Annotated in this window: 22 protein-coding genes; 11 read left to right on the top strand and 11 right to left on the bottom strand. The window is 37.8% G+C overall.

The window, feature by feature from the left end; translation table 11 throughout:
• The 3 genes from J4051_RS01805 (at position 1) to J4051_RS01795 (ending at position 2,092) form a co-directional block, all read left to right on the top strand.
• The gene (locus J4051_RS01805; RefSeq protein ID WP_208232013.1) at positions 1 to 726 is read left to right on the top strand and encodes a DUF3298 and DUF4163 domain-containing protein; all 726 of its coding nucleotides are present in this window, start codon (positions 1 to 3) and stop codon (positions 724 to 726) included.
• Between the two features lie 126 nt (positions 727 to 852).
• Complete coding sequence (locus J4051_RS01800; protein ID WP_208232011.1) at positions 853 to 1,209, top strand: arsenate reductase family protein; 357 nt, start codon at positions 853 to 855, stop codon at positions 1,207 to 1,209.
• Positions 1,199 to 2,092 (top strand): DMT family transporter, encoded by an 894-nt coding sequence (locus J4051_RS01795; RefSeq protein ID WP_208232009.1) that lies wholly within the window; start codon positions 1,199 to 1,201, stop codon positions 2,090 to 2,092. The genes J4051_RS01800 and J4051_RS01795 overlap by 11 nt, the downstream gene beginning before the upstream one ends.
• On the opposite strand, the gene J4051_RS01790 is transcribed toward J4051_RS01795, so the two are convergent.
• Positions 2,084 to 2,560: an acyl-CoA thioesterase gene (locus J4051_RS01790; protein WP_208232006.1), complete on the bottom strand. Its 477-nt coding sequence runs from the start codon at positions 2,558 to 2,560 to the stop codon at positions 2,084 to 2,086. The genes J4051_RS01795 and J4051_RS01790 overlap by 9 nt on opposite strands.
• A 207-nt stretch (positions 2,561 to 2,767) precedes the next feature.
• On the opposite strand from J4051_RS01790, the gene J4051_RS01785 reads away from it, so the two are divergent.
• Genes J4051_RS01785 through nadD form a run of 3 tightly spaced genes read left to right on the top strand, consistent with a single transcriptional unit; the run spans position 2,768 to position 4,883 of the window.
• Positions 2,768 to 3,625, top strand: a complete 858-nt coding sequence (locus J4051_RS01785; protein ID WP_208232004.1) for a YicC/YloC family endoribonuclease — start codon at positions 2,768 to 2,770, stop codon at positions 3,623 to 3,625.
• 60 nt (positions 3,626 to 3,685) lie between these two features.
• Positions 3,686 to 4,294 carry a guanylate kinase gene (gene gmk / locus J4051_RS01780; protein ID WP_317192687.1) on the top strand — a complete coding sequence of 203 codons (609 nt, stop codon included), beginning with the start codon at positions 3,686 to 3,688 and terminating at the stop codon, positions 4,292 to 4,294.
• A 10-nt stretch (positions 4,295 to 4,304) separates the two neighbouring features.
• Positions 4,305 to 4,883, top strand: a complete 579-nt coding sequence (nadD, locus tag J4051_RS01775; RefSeq protein WP_208232002.1) for a nicotinate (nicotinamide) nucleotide adenylyltransferase — start codon at positions 4,305 to 4,307, stop codon at positions 4,881 to 4,883.
• A gap of 86 nt (positions 4,884 to 4,969) precedes the next feature.
• On the opposite strand, the gene J4051_RS01770 is transcribed toward nadD, so the two are convergent.
• The 3 genes from J4051_RS01770 to J4051_RS01760 form a co-directional block, all read right to left on the bottom strand.
• Positions 4,970 to 6,769, bottom strand: a complete 1,800-nt coding sequence (locus J4051_RS01770; protein ID WP_208232000.1) for a hypothetical protein — start codon at positions 6,767 to 6,769, stop codon at positions 4,970 to 4,972.
• Positions 6,770 to 7,163: 394 nt separating this feature from the next.
• The gene (locus J4051_RS01765) at positions 7,164 to 7,523 is read right to left on the bottom strand and encodes a YraN family protein (RefSeq protein WP_208232346.1); all 360 of its coding nucleotides are present in this window, start codon (positions 7,521 to 7,523) and stop codon (positions 7,164 to 7,166) included.
• Between the two features lie 102 nt (positions 7,524 to 7,625).
• Positions 7,626 to 8,645, bottom strand: a complete 1,020-nt coding sequence (locus J4051_RS01760) for a S66 peptidase family protein (protein ID WP_208231998.1) — start codon at positions 8,643 to 8,645, stop codon at positions 7,626 to 7,628.
• 167 nt (positions 8,646 to 8,812) lie between these two features.
• Here J4051_RS01760 and metG point away from each other — a divergent pair, with 167 nt between their 5' ends.
• The 4 genes from metG to J4051_RS01740 all read left to right on the top strand — a co-directional run bounded on the left by metG (position 8,813) and on the right by J4051_RS01740 (position 14,198).
• Positions 8,813 to 10,888, top strand: a complete 2,076-nt coding sequence (gene metG / locus J4051_RS01755; protein ID WP_208231996.1) for a methionine--tRNA ligase — start codon at positions 8,813 to 8,815, stop codon at positions 10,886 to 10,888.
• 93 nt (positions 10,889 to 10,981) lie between these two features.
• On the top strand, positions 10,982 to 11,440 hold the full coding sequence (locus tag J4051_RS01750; protein ID WP_208231994.1) for an META domain-containing protein: 459 nt from the start codon (positions 10,982 to 10,984) through the stop codon (positions 11,438 to 11,440).
• Between the two features lie 79 nt (positions 11,441 to 11,519).
• On the top strand, positions 11,520 to 11,978 hold the full coding sequence (locus J4051_RS01745) for a copper resistance protein NlpE (protein WP_208231992.1): 459 nt from the start codon (positions 11,520 to 11,522) through the stop codon (positions 11,976 to 11,978).
• A gap of 96 nt (positions 11,979 to 12,074) precedes the next feature.
• Positions 12,075 to 14,198, top strand: a complete 2,124-nt coding sequence (locus tag J4051_RS01740) for a Tex family protein (protein ID WP_208231990.1) — start codon at positions 12,075 to 12,077, stop codon at positions 14,196 to 14,198.
• Between the two features lie 4 nt (positions 14,199 to 14,202).
• On the opposite strand, the gene J4051_RS01735 is transcribed toward J4051_RS01740, so the two are convergent.
• The 7 genes from J4051_RS01735 to J4051_RS01705 all read right to left on the bottom strand — a co-directional run bounded on the left by J4051_RS01735 (position 14,203) and on the right by J4051_RS01705 (position 22,164).
• The gene (locus J4051_RS01735; protein WP_208231988.1) at positions 14,203 to 15,159 is read right to left on the bottom strand and encodes a calcium/sodium antiporter; all 957 of its coding nucleotides are present in this window, start codon (positions 15,157 to 15,159) and stop codon (positions 14,203 to 14,205) included.
• A gap of 423 nt (positions 15,160 to 15,582) precedes the next feature.
• Positions 15,583 to 16,086, bottom strand: coding sequence for a hypothetical protein (locus J4051_RS01730; RefSeq protein WP_208231986.1), 504 nt, complete (start codon positions 16,084 to 16,086; stop codon positions 15,583 to 15,585).
• Positions 16,087 to 16,169: 83 nt separating this feature from the next.
• Positions 16,170 to 16,517 (bottom strand): hypothetical protein, encoded by a 348-nt coding sequence (locus J4051_RS01725; protein ID WP_208231984.1) that lies wholly within the window; start codon positions 16,515 to 16,517, stop codon positions 16,170 to 16,172.
• Between the two features lie 117 nt (positions 16,518 to 16,634).
• The gene (locus tag J4051_RS01720; protein WP_208231982.1) at positions 16,635 to 17,384 is read right to left on the bottom strand and encodes a LytR/AlgR family response regulator transcription factor; all 750 of its coding nucleotides are present in this window, start codon (positions 17,382 to 17,384) and stop codon (positions 16,635 to 16,637) included.
• Positions 17,385 to 17,389: 5 nt separating this feature from the next.
• The gene (locus J4051_RS01715; RefSeq protein ID WP_208231980.1) at positions 17,390 to 20,416 is read right to left on the bottom strand and encodes a sensor histidine kinase; all 3,027 of its coding nucleotides are present in this window, start codon (positions 20,414 to 20,416) and stop codon (positions 17,390 to 17,392) included.
• Between the two features lie 157 nt (positions 20,417 to 20,573).
• Positions 20,574 to 21,584 (bottom strand): hypothetical protein, encoded by a 1,011-nt coding sequence (locus J4051_RS01710; RefSeq protein WP_208231978.1) that lies wholly within the window; start codon positions 21,582 to 21,584, stop codon positions 20,574 to 20,576.
• 19 nt (positions 21,585 to 21,603) lie between these two features.
• Positions 21,604 to 22,164, bottom strand: a complete 561-nt coding sequence (locus tag J4051_RS01705; RefSeq protein WP_208231976.1) for a hypothetical protein — start codon at positions 22,162 to 22,164, stop codon at positions 21,604 to 21,606.
• A 463-nt stretch (positions 22,165 to 22,627) separates the two neighbouring features.
• On the opposite strand from J4051_RS01705, the gene J4051_RS01700 reads away from it, so the two are divergent.
• Entirely contained in the window at positions 22,628 to 23,530 is a 903-nt protein-coding gene (locus J4051_RS01700) for a histone deacetylase family protein (protein ID WP_208232345.1), read from the top strand.
• Positions 23,531 to 23,750: the final 220 nt, after the last annotated feature.

The raw sequence follows: 23,750 nt of genomic DNA, 5'->3' as shown, positions 1-23,750 counted from the left end.
TTGAAAAAACTAAGCCTCTTTCTGATCGCTGCCTTGCTGTTATCAGCTTGTAATAAAGACGTCAAGTTATCATTCGAAACACAGCATATCGAAAAATCAACTGATGCAACAATTGTTATTGACTATCCAAAAGCCATCGGAACAAAATCTGTTGCCAATAAAATAAACCAACAGATAGAGCATGTCATTGCCAATGAGATGAATATGGCCGACACACCAGAGAATGACATCTCTGTTTCTGACGCTGTTTCGCAATTTGACAAGGAGTTTAGATCGTTTAAAGAAGATTTTCAAGACAGCAGCCAAAAATGGGAAGTCAAGGTGGACGGTGAAGTGTTATATGAATCGCCAGAGATTATTTGTATAAGTCTTCTAACCTATACTGATACCGGTGGAGCCCATGGGAACAGCAGAACGACCTATTTGAATTTCAATCCAGAAACTGGCACTCTTTTAGAACAAAAGGACCTTATCAAGAATTTAGACCAATTTAAAATAATTGCGGAGAAAGCCTTTAGAGAACAAACAAAACCAAAGAATAACGATGAGCCCATGGAAGACTTTTTCTTTGGTGAAGATTTTCAGTTACCATCCAATATAGGATTTGCCAACGACGGCTTGGTGCTACTCTACAATAATTACGAAGTAGCTTCTTACGTACAGGGTATAACAAAAATCGTTCTGCCCTATGATCAAATCAAGGAGCATTTAAAAGTGAATCCATAGTATCCCACTTTAGAACCATCTTAAAGCACTCGAAATCGCCTATATTCTAAGTAATTTAAGACGCTTGCATTGTAATTATAATTGCTTTATTTTGACGAATTATTTTTAACTACTAAATCCCCTATTTTGAAAAAAATATACCATTTAAAATCGTGTAGCACTTGTGTCAGGATCATCAAAACACTTGAATTGCCTTCTGATTTCATTTTTCAAGATATTAAGAGCGAGGAGATCACTGCTGAACAACTGGAAGAACTTCACAAACTATCCGGCAGCTACGAAGCGTTATTCAGCAAAAGAGCGCAACGCTATAAAGCATTGGGACTAAAGGACAAACAGTTGACAGAAAATGATTTCAAAAATTATATTCTTGACCATTACACCTTCTTGAGCAGACCCGTTGTGGTTTATAACAATCAGATATTCATAGGCAACAGTGCCAAAACCGTTGAAGCTGCGAAAAAAGCAATTCATGAAGGTTAGAACATTTGCATTCATTGCTGCTTTTATTGTGCAGTTAATGTATGGATTAAATTACACCTTTGCCAAAGATGTGATGGTAGGCGGCTATGTCAAACCATTTGCATTTATAGTGCTTAGGGTAGGCGGCGCCACTGTATTATTCTGGTTATTTAGCTTTATAGGCCCAAAGGAAAAGATTGATAAAAAAGATTATATCCATTTTTTTATAGCCGCTCTTTTCGGAATTGCCATAAACATGCTTATGTTTTTCAAAGGGCTAGAACATACCACGCCTATCCATGCCTCTGTGATTTCAACAATTTCCCCGATTTTAGTACTGATCATGTCTGCCATTTTCCTCAATGAAAAGCTCACTTCAATGAAGATTCTGGGAGTGTTTATCGGATTTGCCGGCGCTATAATTCTGACGGTTTACGGGAAATCACTGCGTAGCGATGACAATGTTCTTTTGGGAAATACGCTGATATTTATAAACGCTACCTCCTTTGCGATTTACCTCATCTTAGTGAAGAAATTGACTGCCAAATACCATCCGTTGACTTTTCTCAAATGGTTGTTTCTCTTTTCATTTTTCATGGTCGTCCCGTTCGGATATTCTGAATTAATGGAAATTGATTTGCCAAGTTTCAGTCCGTATGTGTTCTTTGCAGTCGCATTTGTCATCATTGGTGCCACGTATATAGCAAATTTGCTAAATCCACTGGCATTGGTGCACTTACGGGCTTCTACCGTGAGCATCTTCATTTATATCCAACCGGTTATTGCAGGGCTGTTTGCAATCATAATGGGAAGTGACAATTTAACTACCGTAAAAGTCGTTGCCTCCACCTTGATATTTTTAGGCATTTATTTAGTCACCAAAAAACCGAAAGTCTCAACCTAAATTTACTGGTTTTTTACCAAATTTACGGGTATCTTCCTTGGTCAAAATTTTAAAATCCTTTGATTTTGGAAAGGAATCCATCTCTTCTAGGAATTCTGCCGGCAACCCTGTCAATTGACGGGTTTTTAAATTAATCCAAGCTCCTAACAACTCACAATTTGCCAAATTTTCTCCCTTATCATTATAGACATTATGTTCTATCCTAAAAAACATACCGTCCTCACTCAACCCAGTAACTTCAAGACTCACTCGTAATGGTGTGCCCAAGAAGGCTTCCTTAAAATAAAAGATATGCTCATAAAAAACCACGGGACTGATTTGAAATTTTGCGAGATTAGTCAAAGAAAACCCATGGTCTTCAAAAAAAGCCACACGCGTATGGCTCATAAAATTCACATAAGCAGAATTGGCCAAATGCCTATTGGCATCAACATCACTCCAACGGATTTCAAAATTCTTTAGATACATATTTTTTGGAATATCAAGAACAGGTTTTAGAGCATCGTTCCGATTTTAAGAAAAAATCACCACAAATCCAATAATCCTATCTTTTGGTTACAAATTAAATAATGCAAATTTAGAATTTTTAAATGTCTCGACCACAATTCCATCAACTTATTAACTCAAGAAAACTGATGATTTTCACTACCTTTGTGCAACTTTTAAAATAAGTACATGATACAATCCATGACCGGGTACGGAAAATCTGTGATTCAGCTTCCTACTAAAAAAATATCTATAGAGATCAAGTCGCTAAATAGCAAAAACCTCGACCTGAATACCAGAATGCCTTCACTATACCGAGAAAAAGAATTGGATGTTCGCAAATTGATCGCATCAAAATTGGAACGTGGCAAAGTTGATTTTTCATTGTTTATGGAGATAACTGGCGAAGAAACCTCAACACAAATCAATAAGACCGTTGTAAAACAATACATCAAGCAATTGAAGGACGTGGTGGATGGCGATGAAACCGAATTGCTCAAAATGGCCATTCGTTTGCCAGATGCCGTAACTACGGAACGTGATGAGATGGATGAAGACGAATGGGGTGAAATTGCAGCAGAAATCAATACGGCATTGGAGAAAATTCAGCAATACCGTTTGGATGAAGGCAAAAGCTTGGAATCCGAGTTTTTTGATCGGGTTAAAAATATATCGGATTTATTAGATGAAGTTATTGCTATGGATCCTGATCGTATTGAAGCGGTGAGAGAACGACTGCACAAAGGTGTTGCAGAGCTGAAGGAAAAAGTAGACGAAAATCGCTTTGAACAGGAATTGGTTTTTTATATCGAAAAATTTGATATTACGGAAGAAAAAGTACGGTTAAAAAACCATTTGGATTATTTCATTAAAGCACTTAATAGTGATGATTCCAATGGTAAGAAGCTTGGCTTTATCAGTCAGGAATTGGGACGTGAAATCAATACTATCGGTTCAAAAAGTAACCATGCACCCATGCAAAAACTGGTCGTTCAAATGAAGGACGAATTGGAAAAAATTAAGGAACAGTTACTGAATGTTCTATAGTAAGTAAAATAATGAACTTTCCCGTATTTGGAAAGCTTTGTATCAAAAAACAATTAATTAGTGACAAAACTAAAAGACATCCCAAGTCAAGGGAAACTTATCGTATTCTCAGCGCCATCTGGCTCAGGCAAAACAACACTTGTGAGACATTTACTCCAACAAGAAGAACTCAATTTGGAATTCTCAATTTCGGCAACTTCCAGAGAAAAGAGAAACAATGAAACCGATGGAAAGGATTACTACTTTTTAGACGCGCAAGCCTTTAAAAACCGAATTAAAAACGACGAGTTCTTAGAATGGGAAGAAGTTTATCGCGATAACTTTTACGGCACTTTAAAAACCGAAGTGAAGCGCATCTGGGCCAAAGGAAAAAATGTCATTTTTGACATTGATGTTTCTGGAGGTTTACGTATCAAACGTAAATTCCCTGACCAAACGATTGCCATTTTTGTAAAACCACCAAGTATTGATGAATTAAAAATCCGTCTTAAAAAACGTCAGACCGAAAGCAATGACAAAATCAATATGCGAATTGCAAAGGCTTCGGCAGAATTAGCGACGGCACCTTTGTTTGATGTTATCGTGATCAATGATGACCTTGACAAGGCCATTGCTGAATCTTACAAACTCGTGTCCGATTTTGTAAAGGCGCCAAATCAAGTAAAATAACTACACACAGATGAAAATTGGACTTTATTTTGGCACGTTTAATCCTATTCATATTGGCCATCTCATTATTGCCAACCATATGGCCGAACACAGTGATCTTGACCAAATTTGGTTTGTGGTCACACCCCAAAGCCCCTTTAAAGTGAAAGCGTCACTACTTGATAATCATGATCGTTTTGAGATGGTGTATCGGGCTACAGCAGACTATCCTAAATTACGGGCTAACGATATTGAATTTAGGATGCCACAGCCCAACTATACTATCAATACACTCACCTATTTACAAGAGAAATATCCAATGCACGAATTTGCATTGATCATGGGTGAAGACAACTTGAAAAGTCTTCACAAATGGAAAAACTACGAACTGATCTTGGCCAATCATCATATTTATGTGTATCCAAGATTATCAGAAGGCAAGGTCGAATCGCAATTTAACCAACATCCACAAATCCATCATGTTGACGCACCTATTATGGAATTATCCTCCACGTTTATCAGAAAATCCATCAAAGCGGGCAAAAACATCAAACCGATGTTACCAGAGCATGTATGGGAATATGTGGATGAAATGAATTTTTATAGGTAACCAAATCGCTGCTAAGGCAGGGATCCCAAATAAATTCGAAATAAGCAAAAACCTCTCAGGTTTTAAAAACCTGAGAGGTTTCCCAATTAAATCACAGGAATTTCAATGGATTCTATCTCATTCTTAAAAAGAATAATATTAGATTGAATCTCACTTTTATTAAGATGAAAAGTTCTATTAAATAAATTTTGGTAGTAGGCAATTCCATCCAATAAATTACTTTTAAACGCCAACCATTTCTTTATGTTCTTCGCAGTTAACTCATCCGTAAACATCGCGATATCATTTTTCAAATAATCTACGTACATTTTCAATTCTTTTACAAACATATTCGGTCTATAAGCTTCAGAAAGTACAGAAGCGCCTCCATAAATGTGCTGTATCATTTGAGATAATGAGACTTCTTTATCAAAATACGCCAAATTGGGGCCTGGGCAAATTACCACACCTTGTTGTTGTCCTTTTATAGGAATCTCGTTTTCAAGATAAGAGGCATTCGCTAAGCCAACACAAAGACATGCCTTCTCAGTAATTTTGTTTTTAGCGATGTTATAATGGGAAGATGTCATAGTTTCCTTTTTGGAATCAAGTTCTGACAGTTTCACATCTTGATATTTCTTTGATGCAGTACAGATACCTTCTGGCCCAAACTCTTTACTTAAGGCCAAAAACTTTTTAGGGCAAGAACTCCCCGCTTTATTATTATCAATACGAGCTTGCTTATAAAACTCATTGGAGGTGCCTTTAAGCGTATTGAAAGGCACACCTAATGGTGAAATATTACTTAAATATAAATCGGCCTCCTTAGCGTCTGCCATGAGTTTTCGCGTTTCATTATCTACCGACGTCGCTTCTGGAACCAATAAGAAAGGTGTTCCCCAGCCTACAGAATCCACCTGATAATTATCTATTAAAAAATCATGTTCAGCTGCGGTGCCAACACCTCCCTGAACCGTAATTTTTATATCTAAGGGATGTGCAGGTGCAAGAATCTGTTTATCACCTAAAGCTTTTACAAAAACATCATGGGTATCTTGTAGTAGTTCCGCTTTTTTGGTTTTAAATTCCTCCAAAATAGGTCCCAATAAAAATCCTTCGGTAGCAAATGCATGACCCCCACAATTCAAGCCAGATTCCACACGATATTCCGAAACCCAAAGCCCTTTTTTTGCTAAATATTTTCCTTGGATCAAAGCGGAACGAAAATCGCTCACCTTTAAAATAATTTTCTTTTTTAATTGACCTTCCAGGTCCGGATAAAAATCCTTGAAATTCTCAAAATAGCTGTATAATCTTGGATTCATTCCTGCGGAAAGCACCACGGATGAAGATAAATTACTATTTACAAAACCACGAAGGGACGCATGGGCATCATTGAATTCGACCGGTAATTGTTCAGATCCCTTAAAGTTATCTTTATCAATTTTGGTCATGATATTCACATCAATCTCTCCAGCAGACAAATGTGTATCAATATAGTTCTTAATCGTTTCTTTAATGAGCATCCCTTCTTCCAACATCTTTGAAAGTCCTTCTTTTATGCTCGATTTATTAGGAAGCATCCCTACAAAGTTTTCCAGGGCAGATTTACTCTCTGATAATTCCTCCTTGAATTTTCCAAACTTGTCCTTAACGATGGTGTCCACTAAATTCAAATATGCCGTGATGCGTTTGGCGCGATAATCTTCTACTTTCTTCGAGATTTCTTGATATGGCAAACTGAATTTCTGACTATAAAAAGCGTTCATTTTTTCTATAAGGTCATCGTCAATAATAGAAATGACGGACGAAATACCGAATTGCGCAACACGAATGGGACTATCTATAGTGTAAGCTAAACCCATGACAGGAATATGAAAACTATGGGCTTGTTTGTTGGCTATCATAATACAATTTTCTTAAAAAATTAAGCCCCAAATGTAAATAACAAGGAGAGTGGAAAACATGACAATTGTCATGTGTTAATCCGTTTTAATTTCCTTATTTTCAGAAAGATGAACCTTGATTCAGATTATGTAATATCTTTATAACTTGGAACTTATTAAAGGATCTGGGTATAATCCAAATTTTTTAATGCACAGAGTTAAGAATATAGAGAAGAAAGATTTAAAAATATTGAACAAAGAATTCCTTACCTTATTTCAAGAGAAGATGGATTTTAAACCAGTAAAGGGATAAAAGACGGAAGGGTTAAAAATAGCAAAGCACTTTAAATAAACGATAAAAACTTGAGAGATTTCCGCAACTGCTCTTCCAAGAGACACCTGCCTTCGCAGGTGTTTAAAAGTGATAAAATGCATTTTCGTAATGCGTCAATTCTTCTTTCGTTTTATTTTTCAAAATGGCGATAATATCAAATCGTGATTCCAAATCAATATCATTTTCAACAATAAAGGCATCCATTGCTTTGACCAATAGTTTGATTTTACTCGGCGTAACAAAATCTTGGGGATCACCGAAAAAATCGGAATTCCGGGTTTTGACCTCCACACAAACCATGATATTATTATGCTTTGCAATAATATCAATTTCAGCTTTTTGGTAGAAGTAGTTTTTGCACACAATCTCGTAACCTTTTGAGAGCAGGTATTCCGCAGCGAGCTTCTCGCCTATTTTCCCGAGTTCGTTGTGGTGTGCCATACTTCCTGAGAAGGCAGGAATCTTATCCTGCAATTTGAATTAATTTAAAAGCCATGTTCAGTTTGCAATTTGCAGTCAGCAGTCGGCTGCTTAAGACAAAACCTACTTGTCAAATTTGACCGTTGACACCTCTTTCCCCACTGAAAGTTCAATATTTCGCCCAAAAATCATTGCTCGATTATCATCTTCATGGCCTGCCGGCATTTTAAAGGCAATTGGAAAATCATAATCAGACAATACATCCAAAATCAATTGTTCAAAAGAGCTTCCCCAAGGGGTTGTGTTTTCTCTCATTTTGGAAAAATCACCCACAATCACACCTTTACAATTGTCAAAATAGCCTGCACGTTTTAAACTTTGAAGCATCCTATCGATATGATAAGCATACTCCCCAATTTCTTCAATGAAAAGAATCTTCCCTGTAGTGTCAATGCTCGTTTTAGAACCTAACATGGTATGCAATAAAGTTAAATTACCACCTACCAATTCGCCAGAGGCCGTTCCTACTTTGTTGTACGCTGAACCTTCTAAAGTATAAGCTAAAGGCTTCCCGAAAATAGCATCCTTAAAGGTGGCAACAGTCTCTTTGATATCGTTCAAATCTTGCGTTACTCCTGCAGCCATCATGGCATGCATGGATTCAAATCCTTCATTGTGCAATTGGTTATGTAATGCTGTAATGTCAGAATAGCCAATCACCCATTTTGGTTTCTTTTTAAATTTGGTATAATCCAATTTATCCAAAATTCTGACCGTTCCGTAACCACCACGTCCTGCCCAAATAGCGCTAATGGTTGGATCATCCATAGCCCGTTGAAAATCGGCGCAACGCTGGTCATCAGTTCCTGCAAAATGATTGGCTACAGAAAACAAATGGTCTCCCAAAACAGTATGCAAACCCCAACTCTTCATTAACTCTTGGGCACGTTGGATATCCGCATTTCTATTCTTAAGAATTCCTGCAGGAGCAACAATGGCAACCGTGTCTCCAACTTTTAAATATGGAGGACGCACCAGCGTTTGCTCTTTCATGGATGATGATTTTTCTTGTGCCGAGAAGTCTTGAATTCCTAAAATCAAAACAAGGCAACTTAATACGAGGGTAAATGATATTTTCGACATAATGTAAAAATACATTTTTTTTCCAAATCGAGGTCAAAATGTGTACTTTTGTGGCTTCTAAAAATAACGCGTCAATGCGAGTAAAACGAAGCCATCTGTAAGTTCAAAACTGAAGTTTGATTTTTCGTCTTGTTCCTTGCTATAAAGTACCATTAAATTACTAGTTGATGAATCAACCTAAAAGATATACCATTACCGCAGCATTGCCTTACACTAACGGCGCCATTCATATTGGGCATTTGGCTGGAGTTTATGTGCCTGCCGATATTTACGCCCGATATTTAAGACTCATCGGAAAAGACGTCATCTTTATCTGCGGAAGCGATGAACACGGCGTTCCCATTACCATAAAAGCAAAAAAGGAAGGCGTGACGCCACAGGATATTGTTGATAAATACCACGCCATTATCAAAACTTCCTTTGAGGATTTCGGAATCAGTTTTGACAACTATTCACGTACCTCGGCTAAAGTCCATCATGAAACAGCTCAAGAATTCTTCAAAACCTTATATGATAAAGGTGAATTTATTGAAGAAATCACCGAGCAACTTTACGATGAGGAAGCCGATCAGTTCTTAGCCGACCGATTTGTAACGGGAACCTGCCCAAAATGTGGCAATGAGGAAGCCTACGGCGACCAATGTGAAAAGTGTGGAAGCAGTTTAAATGCAACAGATTTAATCAATCCAAAATCGGCTATAAGCGGCAACGTGCCAACGTTAAAAGAGACCAAACACTGGTTTTTACCTTTAGACAAGCACGAGGCGTTTTTGAGAGAATGGATTTTAGAAGGCCATAAAAAGGATTGGAAATCCAATGTTTACGGACAAGTAAAATCATGGATCGACGATGGCCTACGTCCAAGAGCGGTCACCAGAGATTTAGATTGGGGCATTCCTGTGCCACTTGAGGGTGCGGAAGGTAAAGTCTTATATGTGTGGTTTGACGCTCCTATTGGCTACATCTCCTCCACCAAAGAATGGGCCCAGCGTGTTGGAAAAGATTGGGAACCGTATTGGAAGGATAAAGACACCAAATTGGTGCATTTTATTGGAAAAGATAATATTGTATTTCACTGTATCATTTTCCCTGCGATGTTGAAAGCAGAAGGTTCTTATATTTTACCGGACAATGTACCGGCAAATGAATTTCTGAATTTAGAAGGCAACAAACTATCCACTTCAAAAAATTGGGCGGTCTGGCTGCCAGAATATTTGGAAGATTTTCCGAATCAACAAGATGTCCTGCGTTATGCATTGACGGCTAATGCACCAGAAACCAAGGACAACGATTTTACATGGAAAGATTTTCAGGCAAGAAATAATAATGAATTGGTGGCTATTTTTGGGAATTTCATCAACCGTGTGGTGGTACTGACCGATAAATATTATGGTGGCGTTGCCCCTGAACCATCAGAATTCAGTGCTGTTGATGAAGAAACCTTGGCAGCGGTAAAAGCCTATCCAGATGTGATTGCGAGCTCCATTGAACGCTACCGATTTAGGGAAGCAAGTCAGGAACTCATCAATTTGGCCAGATTGGGCAATAAATATTTGGCAGATGAAGAGCCTTGGAAATTGGTTAAAACTGATGAAGCACGTACCAAAACCATCATGTTTGTGGCGCTTCAAATAGCATCGGCATTGGCAACTTTGAGTGAGCCATTTTTGCCTTTTACGGCTAACAAATTGAAAACCATTCTAAACATCACTTCTGGCGATGTCGAAAATTCATGGACTGATATTTCCTCCAAGAATGTATTGCTTCCTACAGGACATAAAATAGGGAAAGCAGAACTTTTATTTTCAAAAATTGAAGACGAGGCCATTCAAGGCCAATTGGATAAGCTTATTGCCAGTAAATTAGCAAATGAAGCCGCCAACAAAAAAGTAGAGCCACAAAAAGAAACCATTTCTTTTGAAGATTTTTCAAAGTTGGATATGCGAGTAGGGACCATTTTGGAAGCCGAAAAGATGCCAAAAGCCAATAAGTTATTGGTTTTAAAAATCGACACTGGAATTGATGTGAGAACGATAGTTTCTGGGATTGCAGAGAGCTTTAATGCTGAAGAAATCATTGGAAAACGCGTGACCGTTTTGGTCAATTTAGCGCCGAGAACTCTAAGAGGTGTTGAGAGTCAAGGGATGATATTGATGACAGAGTCTGAAGATGGGAAATTGGTATTTGTAAATCCTGATATATCCACAGAAGCGAAAGTGCCTAACGGCTTGCAGATTAGCTAAATTATCGGTTTTGAGCAAAACAGCTATTTTATTTTGTATATGACTTAAAATAGTTCCTTAACTTTGATAAACACGATATTAAAATTGTCCGTCATGAAATATATTTATAGTTTATCAGTATTGGTTTGTCTTTTGCTTTTTAATTGCAAATCGCAAGTGGCCCCAAAAGAGTCTTCAAACAAGTCAGAAACCTCTTTTATTGAAACAAAATGGGTATTGACCAAACTCAATGGAGACGTCTTGAATCTGAGCAAAACAGAATTGGAACAACCTTTTATAAAACTTACGGCAAAAGATAATGGCGTAGGCGGTAATGGCGGCTGTAATTCATTTGGCGGCACTTATACCTTAAAAGACAATCAACAAATAGAATTCTCCCAAATGATGGCCACCATGAGATATTGTGAAGGAAGCAGCATCGAAAACGTTTTTATGGGCAATTTGCAAAAGGCCAGAAGTTATATTTTAACTGATGGCGAATTGACCTTTAAGGACGAAAATGGCTATGTGTTGGCATCATTCGAGCCTTCTACAGAAAAAGTCACCAATTAACCAGCCTGTTAAAGCTTACTTAAATCATTTCCCTTTTTATCAAATTTCAATAGATTAACTCATATTAAAAACACTAAAAATGAAAACCACTATTATCAATTCCCTATGTATTGCCCTTGTTTTATTTGTTACAAGCTGTAATTCTGGAAAGAAAAAAGAGACACAAACTATCGAGGAGCCTCAAATAGAAGAAGTGGACATGGGGGTCACGGGAGACAACAGCATGACTTCTTTAGATTGGAACGGCGTATATGAAGGCGAAGTACCTTGTGCCGATTGTGAGGGGATCAAAACCGTAGTTACAATTAACAGTGACAAGACCTATACCATCCAAGAAACTTATTTAGGGAAGGAAACGACGCCAATCGAAACGAAAGGCAGCTTTGAATGGGATGACCAAGGACAAAGAATCTTATTATCCAATGACAGAAACCCTTATTTTGTGGGTGAAAACACATTGACTCTTTTGGACAGTGAAGGCAATAAAAACACTGGAGACCTCGAAGCGCTGTACGTTTTGAGAAAAGTGATGGATTAAGCCAAAACCTCAAATATCAAATTAAGAACTGCTTGAAACCTCAAGCAGTTTTTTTTATCTTCTTATCTTTACAACTCATTCTTTTAAAGTCTACATATGTCCTTGATTTCATATATTATTTCACAAACAAAACTTCCAGAAAACTCTGTAAAAAACACGGTCGAATTATTAAACGAAGATGCCACCATCCCGTTTATTTCTCGATATCGAAAAGAACGCACTGGCAATTTGGATGAAGTGCAGATTGGTGATATTGTAAAATATAAGGAGCAATTTGAAGCTCTCGAAAAGCGTAAAACAGCCATTTTAAAAGCGATTGAAGAGCAAGATGCCTTAACGCCAGAATTAAATCAAAAGATTGAAGCGGCCCAAGATTTGACTGCTCTTGAAGATTTATATCTGCCTTTCAAAAAAAGCAGAAAGACCAAGGCCGAAACGGCGCGACAAAATGGATTGGAGCCTTTGGCTAAAATTATTATGAGCCAAAATGCTTCGGATTTGGAATCGATTGCTTTTAAATATATTAAAGGTGATATCGCTTCGGCGGACGACGCACTCGAAGGCGCACGCCATATTATTGCGGAATGGATCAACGAACGCACCGATATCCGAAACAACATCCGTCATCAATTGGAACGTTTTGCGATGATTTCAACAAAAGTTGTTAAATCAAAAGCAGATGATGAGAACGCACAAAAATTCCGTGATTATTTTGATTGGGAAGAGTCACTGAGTCGAATACCATCGCATCGTTTGTTAGCTATTCTAAGAGCCGAAACCGAAGGCTTTATCAAATCCAAAATTACCATTGATGATGACAAGGCTCTGGCAAAAATTGAAGACCGAGTCATTCGCTCAAATAATGAAAGCACTGAACAGATTCAAATCGCTATTCAGGATGCTTATAAGAGATTATTGCTTCCTTCACTTTCCAATGAAGCCCTTCAAAATGCGAAGTTAAAAGCCGATGAAGCTGCCATTTCAGTGTTTGCAAAGAATTTAAAACAATTGCTATTGGGTTCGCCTTTAGGCGAAAAGCGGATTCTCGCCATCGATCCTGGATTTAGATCGGGTTGTAAAGTCGTGTGCCTCGACGCTCAAGGCGGATTACTGTACAACGAAACCATTTATCCGCATCCACCAAAAAATGACACCCTTGGTGCGATGAAGAAAATCAGTTCGCTTTCTGAAGCCTACCAAATTGAAGCGATTGCTATCGGAAACGGCACTGCATCAAGAGAAACCGAAGCTTTTATCCGAAAAATCAGATTTAAAAACGACATTCAAGTTTTTGTAGTCAGTGAAGCTGGTGCCAGTATTTATTCGGCTTCAAAAATTGCCCGTGATGAATTTCCAAATTATGATGTGACCGTTCGTGGATCGGTTTCCATTGGAAGACGATTACAAGATCCGTTGGCTGAATTGGTCAAAATTGACGCTAAGTCCATTGGTGTTGGGCAATATCAACATGATGTAGATCAAACCAAGCTTAAAAAAGAATTGGATGTTGTGGTTGAAAGTTGCGTGAATGCGGTAGGCGTGAATCTCAATACCGCAAGTGCAAGTTTATTGAGCTATGTGTCTGGCATCGGTCCAAAATTAGCAGATAATATTGTGAATTACCGCGATGAACATGGTGCGTTTTTATCAAGAAAAGACATTAAGAAAGTACCCCGCTTAGGTGCCAAAGCTTTTGAACAAGGTGCAGGGTTTTTAAGAGTGAAATCGGCCAAAAATCCATTGGATGATTCTGCAGTACATCCTGAAAGCTATGCGATAGTTGAAAGCATGGCAAAGGATTTAGGTAAAAAAGTATCTGATTTAATTGGCAACAAAACCGAACTTCAAAAACTGGATTTAGAGAAATACTGTACAGATACCGTTGGATTGCCAACGCTTCAGGACATCATCGAAGAATTGGAAAAACCAGGATTGGACATTCGCGAGCAAGCCAAAGTGTTTACGTTTAACCAAAATATCAAAACTATTAATGATTTGGAGGAAGGTCAATTATTACCTGGAATTGTCAACAACGTGACCAATTTTGGTGCTTTTGTAGATATCGGCATCAAAGAAAGTGGCTTGATCCACATATCCAACCTATCGGATACTTTCGTTTCTGATGTAAATGCGCATGTGTCCCTACACCAACAGGTCATCGTTAAGGTTTTGGATGTGGATATTCCGCGGAAGCGCATCCAACTCAAATTGCATAAATAGGATTTTACTGCAGCTCCTTACCCACAAGATAAGTGGTGTATCCTATAAAAACCAACAAGAGAACGCCGGCTTCCCATCGGTCCAATGTTTTCTTTTTACCAGTAAACATAGCCACGAACAAGAATAAAGTTCCGCCCAACAACAAGTAAATATCGGTATTGAAAACTGAACTGAAAGTAATGGGGCGCACCAGTGAACTCACTGAAAGGATTAGGAAAACATTAAAGATATTGGAACCGATAATATTTCCGATGGCAATATCACTATTTTTCTTCATGGCCGCGACTACGGAGGTCATCAACTCTGGTAACGAAGTTCCAGCGGCAATAATGGTAAGTCCAATAATTTTCTCGCTCACTCCTAAATCGTTGGTGATGGTAACCGCATTGTCCACGATCAATTTCCCGCCAATTACCAGTCCGATCAATCCTAAAGCAATCAATCCCCAAATCTTATAATTGGAAGCTGTTATTTCAATGGCTTCAGAACTTGAATCATCACCTTTCATCTGTTTATAGATATAGAACAAGAAGAGTAAAAACATTAAGAGCAAGATGATCCCGTCAATTCTTGACAATCCGAAATCAGAAAATAAATAGCCATTGGCTAATACCAAAAATACTAAAGCCGCAAAAAATGAAATCGGGATTTCCTTCCATACCGTTGACGATTGGACAGCAATTGGAAAAATAAGTCCCACAATACCCAAGATCATAAACAGGTTAAAGTTATTGCTCCCAATAACATTTCCCAAAACAATATCTGAATGGTTTTCATAAGATGCTACTGTATTTACAACCAATTCGGGGGCAGAAGTCCCAAAAGCTACGATGGTCAACCCTATGGCCAAATCTGGAATTTTATTCTTCTTGGCCAACAACGTGGAGCCACTGACCATCCAGTCCGCGCCTTTTATCAAAAGAACAAACCCTACAATAATAAGAAAACCAGCGAGCAACATAGCCTATTTATTTCTGTCAAAAGTAGACGATTAATTGACACGAAATTTCGTGTTGAAATTTTTTTTATAAAAGATAAAAACTATCGGATAAAAGAAACAGGACTGCTGCGCTAAAAGAATCAAGAGTCAAGACTTTAAGTTTAAACATGGACTACACGTTATTTAAATCTCTATAGAAAATCAAGAAGCACGAAACAAGTCCACGAGGCAAACCTCGAGGCACAAAAACCCACTGGTGGGCATAAAACAAAAATAGAGGTCATTTTAAACTAAATTCTGGGAAATCCATATAGTTCCAACTTTTACCTAATGATTTTAATTTAAAGGAGATAATAATGATAAAAAAACCATCTCCGTAATTCTTCCAGTTTGACAATGATCAAAAGGTCGAAAAGAGATGGTTCTTTTATGCGTCAGCGCTGTTTATGCCGCTACGATATTATTCTTATTGTATTTATGTTTATCAACAAACGCCAACCATTTTTCGGCACGGGCCAATTCTTGGTTTTGTGAAAAATTATCGTCCACATTAAATAGCGTAATTGACATTGGTGGTTTATTGGACACAAAGGTGAATTCTAAATCGAGACGCATCATTTCAGAATAATGTTTATCACCATTTTTATAATCTTTGTTTGTTTTATTGATGACACACTTTCTGACATCCTCCAACTCTACTTTTTTAAATTCAGAATCTGGCGTACTTAAATTGTTATATAATAAGATGTTTTCTTGGTCATCATAACCTAAACAGTGATTGTTCCAATATTCAACCATCGATAATTTTAAATTTTGTGCCTGGGCAATTTTTTGGAATGTTTTCTTCTTTTTAGAAACGGCACTTTTTTCTGCCCAGATAAACCAGGCGAAAGGAACTATAACGATGAGTACCACGACGAGCATCACCATATTTAATGATATATCCATTGTTTTATGTTTTTAAATTATACTATAGACTTGAAGAGGTGCGATCTGGCACCTTTTAGATTTTAAACGAGAAAAAAATAAGTCTATGTAAAACAATGAAAAGGGAAAATCATGTCCTTTATAGTGAAGTTGACCACAATTTGTTGGCCAATGCTATAATAGGAAAGGGAATAAGAAGATGCAGCAGTTGCGCTTTGATATGCGTCACTTGGCTGCGAAAAAGTTTTTACTGATGGCGTTTCATGCGTAGACGCCTGATTGACTTCAAAAACAGCATCAAAAAATAAAGGATTATGATCTTGATCGTCTGAGGCAGCAATAGTGTCTACAGGCGCATAAGACGCGCTTGGCAATGTTGTGAGATCTGCAGATCCGAACAACACAAACCACCCAAAAAAATAGAGTATGGCAGCTTTTAACGCAAACATCATGGTAATTTTATATTACAAAGATAAACGATTATGATGTTAAAAAAATAATAATTTTTAACGCCATAAAAACTTACTCAGCTCAGACTAAAAACACTAATTAGCAAAACCTCTATGGTTCTATCCGTGCATTCGATCCAAGATCTCGATCACTTCCGCTTTTTTTCGAACGGACACTGGTACGGTCTCCTTATTTTTTAATAATAAATAACCACCATCCGATTTAATGAATGCACTGATGAATTGAATGTTGACCAAATGACTCTGATGAACACGTAAAAACTCATAATTGCTCAGCATATCGGCAAAATATTTGAGCGTTTTGGTCACAAAAACTTTAGGATTGTCTTTCAGGTAAAAGATTGTATTATTGTTATCGGCTTCACATCGTACGATATCATCAAGATTGACAATAATTATTTTATCCAAGGTGTGCAACGAAATTTTATCGGGTTTGGCCTCCGGAGCTGCCAAGGTTTCCTTTAAGATATTGAGTCGTTCCTTGTTGGGTTGCAATTGTGCTTTGGCCCGTTGAATGGCCTTGTTTAAATCGTCTTCAGAGTAGGGTTTCAAAACATAGTCGATGGCGGCAAACTTGAATGCGCGAATGGCATATTCGTCACTTGCAGTTACAAAGATGAGTTTGCTTGACAGGTCTGGAAAAATCTCTAAAACATCAAACCCAGTGCCATCACCCAACATGATATCCAAGAACAAAATATCTGGTTGTGATTTTCGAAGAATCTTAGCCGCTTCCACGACACTTTGGGCAGTGTCGATAACCTCAATTTCGGGATGATGCATTTCAATGTCGCTTTTGAGCAATTGGAGTGCGTCTGGATTGTCTTCTATAATAATGGCTGTTAGCATAGTGATTAAAAGTCTGTTTTAAGTGGAATTTGAAAGCTAATTCTCGTTCCTAAAATTTGGTTATTTGATGTGATCTCTTCCATTTTCAAAGTGTCTTTCCCAGAAAGTGATTGGATGCGCTCTTTTGTAACGGTCAACGCCATGGATTGATGGTCGGTTGCAGTTTTATTGTTTTGCGAATTAAAAATACCACCTCCGTTATCGACGATTGTGCAAGTTAAAAAGTCGTTTTCCGTCTTGAATAGTATCTTTAACTCGCCATCTCTCGGTCCTTTCAAAATCCCGTGTCTGATGGCATTTTCAACAAATGGTTGAATCAACATGGGCGGAATCAAAATTTCTTCCGGATCAATATCGGATTCCACTTGAATGTCATAAACAAAAGCTTTCGGTGACATCAATTGCTCCACTTCAATATAATGGGTCAATGTTTTTATTTCCTGCGCTAAAGTAATACTATCCTTTCGTGAATTGTTCAAAACATCACGCAACAGCGTTGCAAAAGTATTGACCGTAGTGTTCATTTTCTGGGGATTGGTGCTTCCCATTGCTTTGATTCCGTTGAGCACATTAAAAATAAAATGCGGATTCATTTGCAGTTGCAGCGCTTTGTGTTCTAAGGTCAACAAATTGTTTTGGATTTGTAAGCGTTCTTGTGCTTCAATATTTCTCCGTTTTAAGCGACGCAAATACATCCAACCAAACATTAAAATCAAAACTAAAACCACTCCAATTACCATCCACTGAAACCATGATTTTTCATGTAAAGGTGTTTCAATATTGAACGGAAAAGCTATAACCTCACTATTTTGCCAGCGATAATCCCGTGATTGAGCGTAAAAAATATGGGGACCATAGCTCAAGCCTACTAAGTTTTGTTGATTGCTTTTAGACCATGGGCTCCATGAATCATCATTCAGTTTAAACCGATATTGAATATCTTTTGGATGGGTCAAATCGACCGTTCGATAGGTAAATGATATTTGATTTTGGTCAGGATTCAACTGCAAGACCAAGGCGTTTCTGTTCGATGTATAATAGGCTATGGAATCAATAGGTTGATAATCCACTTCTACAGCTTCAAAATCGATATTGGGTTTGATGTTTATTGCTTCAAGATCCTGACCCACTTCATATTTGGTAAGCCCATAAATGGCACCAAACCACAAATTGCCATTATGGTCCATATCCACGGCATTTAAAGTGGTTTCGATACCCAAAAAGCCATCGTTTCTTCCAAAATGAAAAACATCTACAATCTTGTTTTCCTGATTTAAAACCACCTTATCAACACCTCTTTCAGAACCAACCCAAAGATTGTCTTCGCTATCAAATATAAGTTGGTTGCAATTGCTTGAGGTCAATTGTTTATCACCAACCAATTTTTTGAATACCATACTTTCATTAATGTCTGTAAACCACACACCATTTCCAGCGGTTCCCAGATACATTGTGTTGCCTCGAAATAACGTAGAATTGATAGCCGTTTTATCATCTAAAACCTGACCCAAATCCTTGACAAGATCATTTTCAATAAAACCAACATGTCCAGTTTGTGTGCCATACCAAATACGTCCTTGAGCATCTGATTTCAAGTCTTTTAGCAAAAGATCCTCAAGGCCATCTTCTTTACCATAGATTTTTATAATTTCAGGGTTTTCCATGGCCGAATCAAATTGTATTTTCACAATCCCATCACTATAGGTAGCTACCCAAACTGTATCTTTTTCAATATGTAATTGCCTAATCCAATCGGAAGGGAATCCATTAGAAGTATTAAGAAGATGGTTTTTAACTTCGGGGATTTGGACGGTATGAAATTTCAGGTTATTAAAATCTGAAAGATTTAAAATCAGACTATCACGCGTGGTGTTCTCTCGAAACAGTAAGCCTTTTCCATCGGAACCAGCCCAAATATTACCATTCCCATCATGGTTAATCGTTTTGATTTTTACATGATCAAAACCTCTGATTTTTGGAACAGAATGAAGACCCAAAGAGTCAATTCTCTTCAAACCAGCTTCTGAATTGGATAGCCATAATTCTTTACCGACGTTGTGAACCGCATAGATATGATTGCCCTGCAAGCCACTTTCACTATCAAAATGGGTGAATTTATCCTCAAAATATTTGTAAAATCCGCCACCACTTGTCGCAATCCAAATAGTGCCCTGTCGATCCATCATACAGTCGCGAATGTGTGACACCGAAAGCCCTGAACGACTATCGATGTACTTTTGAATTTGAAAACTCTCCAGGTCCAAAACGGTCACGCCATCACCGTCTGCTCCAACCCAAAGTTGGTCCTTGATAATGGATAACCTGTTGATGCGCTGCAATTCTTCAATCCATTCGTCATTACCATTTTCGAGATTTTTTATCAGAATTCCGTGGGTAAACGTTGAAGCAATCAACTTGGATTTATATTGAACAAGAGATGTGAAGTTGTATTTTTCAACCCTCTCAAAATTTGAGTTTTGAATTAGCGACTTAGTTTTGAAAAGTCCTTTGTCGGTCGCTATCCAAAAGTAAGAGCCATCATAGTGAATCGCATTGACTTGGTTGGCATCAATAATGGGATTCAATTTTAACTTTTGAATTGTTTTTGATTTGGTATAGCGATAGACACCATTTTTCGTTCCCAAATAGGTGTTGTTCTGATCTCGAAAAACATGCATGACTTGCGGGCATTCGTAATTCTTAAAACCGGATTTTGTTTTTATTGAAAGTCCGCGTCTGCTGCCAATAAATAAAGTGTCGTTGGCAAATTTTAAGGCATTGATATAGTTGGAAGCAAGACCATCATTTTCGTTGAAGGTTTTAAAGGTGTCTCCATCAAAACGCGCCAGTCCTCCGCCTTGTGTCCCCAACCATAAATACCCAATGGCATCCTGTTCAATGGCATAAACTTGCGATTGTGGCAAACCATCTTCCAAGGTATACGAACGCAATTGGTTGTTCTGTCCAAAGCTAATTCCTATTGAAATCAGGAACAAAAAAACAAAAAAGATTCTGGAAATGGGTAATCTCATAGTTGTGAAATGATACAAACAAATATAAACAAAGTAGTCTTGGAAGTTCTTTCTATTATCGTATTCTAAAGGTTTTAGTATAACGTGTTTTTGAAAGTTGTTTTTGAATATTTAAAAAACTCCTCCTCCTCTATGCGTACCTCTGTGGTATAACATCCTAAAATTGAGAATACAAACGTGCATGCATAATATCTGGAGCCGTATATTCTGCAGGTTCATAAGTATTCATCACTGGCATAAGCGCCGTGAGGACTGTTGTTTTTCCCTGTATTTTTAAAATTGGTCCCTCGCTGCTGCTGGTCCATCGGAATTTTTCCATCGGAATTCCCAATTCATATAAGGCAAAAGCAAATTCGTCATTTTCTAAAATATAATCCATTATGCTGTCAGCGCTATCCAATTCTGGGATTTTGGATGCATCCTCAAAAACAATCTCCCAGTCAACAGGAATATTAAAACGATAAGAATAGATTGCTCCTGACGTTGTTTCTTCACGTGTACCCAAAGCGGTCAACCAATCGAGGTTTGCGTTTGGATATTTCTGAGCTATTTCTCTGGAAAGCGTCTTATTTCCTGGGGAATTTGCTGTAGGGTAAAACACATAAAATGGTTGCGCCAAATAATGCGAAGCGTACTTACCTCCAAAAATGTTGAAATATTCAGAAGCATAAAGACTTGGTGAAACACCTGATGAAAATGCCAATTTTAAGCCTTTCATCAAGTCTTTATTAGCACCCAATCCACAAGAATGGAAGATGATTTTCGTGTTTTCAGTGATGCCGCCATTCGGTTTTGGCAATGTACTATTTTTAAGAGATGTTGCGGTTATTCGCGCGCCATCTTCAGAAGTTAGCAATGCCATCCCCCGCCATGGATTACTATGGCTCACAATATGGATTTGGTCATAAACTTTATCGTCAGCATTCTTATTGAGCCATGAAATAATAGCATCAAGAGCATGGAGATCTTCCACAACAATTATGTTTTGCTGACTAAAATGTGCTTTCGCATTCTTATAAAAGGAATTGTCATCTTCATCGATTCCAGCGATAAAAACCACCGATTGTTTTTGGATAATTTTTGTAGGCTCTTCCAAATGATCGGTTGAAGAATCGCCGCAGGACATGATGGTAAAACATGATAATAAAAGGATTATAAGTGATTTCATACGTGTTGGGTTTTTATAATTAATACAGTGCAGAAACTTGATGCGATGTATCAAAATTATCTTGCCATGCAAATGCCTTTATAACTTCAATGTTTTCAATTGAAAACGCATCAGAATAAGTAATTTCCAAGGTGATGATTTTATTGATTTGTCCCAGTGCTTGATTTGGGAACACATAAGTTGTTTCCATTTTCGGGTAATTATCTTTCATATTTACAATAGCTGGCAAATCGATGTAGGCACCATTTTCTTTTACCAGAACGTATTTTGAAATGGTGCAGGCTTGAGGTTCAAAATAGGTCAATTCCATTTTTATAATTTCTTCGACATCGAGCAAATTAGGTTGCTTAAGACTTTGTATGGAAATCTTTTTTATGCTTTCTGGCGACATGACTTTAAAGTTGGTTACAACTGTTTCCGGTCGATCGGTGAGAACAACACTTACATTGAAAAGCGTGTGTTCTTTGTCATTGACTATTGGATGTATGGAAACTTGGTAGGCATCGGTTTTTTGGAATTCCTGTGCGTTTGCAATAGAAATGCCAATCAACAAAACGAGAAATAGAAGGAGATTTTTCATGATAAATAGTTTTAATGGTTTGATTTATAGTACCAATGTAGTAGCGTTTTGAGGTAAAATTGGGAGTGTTTTAGGATTCGTAGGCGATGAATTAGAATTCGTAAAAACCTGCAAAGTTTGAATAAAGATGGTGTCGTAAAAAGACCTGAAAGCCCCGATAGCTGCCAGGTCTGGAATGGAACTTAACGGCTCACAACAATAGAAGTAGGCAAGATGAGCGCTAATCTCTTATTTGGACGACATCATCTGAACCATCTATTTTAGATTGATCAGTAATACAATTCCATTGGAAAGGATTAAGACTTCATTAAAGTATACGCTTAGGTTGGTATTTATTCTTTAATGTAGATCTCAAGCTTTGCTATTTTAGAGTGGTTTTAGGATTCGCAACAACAGTACTTTTGAAATGCACTTATGCCTCCATGAAGAAGTCTTATCTTTGACAAATAACTTAGATTATTTAATGCTCAAAATCGCTTTTCACCCCATTTATAAGCATCCATTACCCGCAGGTCACAGATTTCCGATGCTCAAATATGAATTATTGCCAGAGCAATTGTTATATGAAGGCACTTGCACGAAGGCCAATTTTTTTGAACCCACAATTCCTGATGCTTCCCACATTCTAAAAGTTCATACCGAAGCCTATTATAACGATTTGCTCAATTTAACTTTAAGCCCGAAAGAAATTAGGAGAATCGGGTTTCCGCTAAGTGAGGTTTTGGTGGAGCGTGAAATCACCATCGTCGGCGGCACCATAATAGCAAGTGAATTGGCCATAGAACACGGGGTCGCGATGAATATCGCTGGAGGCACACACCACGCTTATTCCGATCGTGGGGAAGGATTTTGTATGCTTAATGATCAAGCCGTTGCAGCGCGCTATCTACAAGAAAAAAAGTTGGCAAGAAAAATTCTAATTGTTGATTTAGACGTACATCAAGGCAATGGAACCGCTGAAATTTTCCAGAATGACCCGTCAGTTTTCACCTTTTCCATGCATGGGAAAAGTAATTACCCCTTTAAAAAAGAAGTCAGCGATTTGGACATTGCACTTGAAGATGGTTGTGATGATGACACCTATCTTGTTATCTTAAAAGATATTCTACCAAAATTAATTCAATCGGAAAACCCAGATTTCATTTACTATTTATCTGGAGTGGATGTCATTGCTTCTGATAAATTGGGAAAATTGAGCCTATCCATTGTCGGCTGCAAAGAGCGCGATCGATTTGTCCTGCAATCTTGTAAAGACTATAAAATTCCAGTGATGTGCAGTATGGGCGGCGGTTATTCACCAGAAATCAAAACCATTATTGACGCACATGCCAATACGTTTAGATTGGCGCAAAGCATATTTTTTTGAAGTTCCAATAATAACCTCAAGACGAGCCAACAAAATATAGAACAGTAAAATCTTTTTCCATTGCTAACCAACCTTCGCAGTCCCCGATTGATGGCAGGCCAGTTAAACCTGAAATCCCGCTTTTTAGCGCATAGGCGTCAACTTAAGAGATGTTAAAATAGATTGTTTCCATAGCATTTATGCGATCTTTCCTCGATTCATACATCGCATAATATTTTAT

It is taken from the genome of Gelidibacter pelagius (assembly GCF_017581925.1).
Lineage (GTDB): Bacteria > Bacteroidota > Bacteroidia > Flavobacteriales > Flavobacteriaceae > Gelidibacter > Gelidibacter pelagius.
The sequence above is the reverse complement of the archived record's forward strand: the minus strand, read 5'-3'. Positions and strand labels throughout refer to the sequence as shown.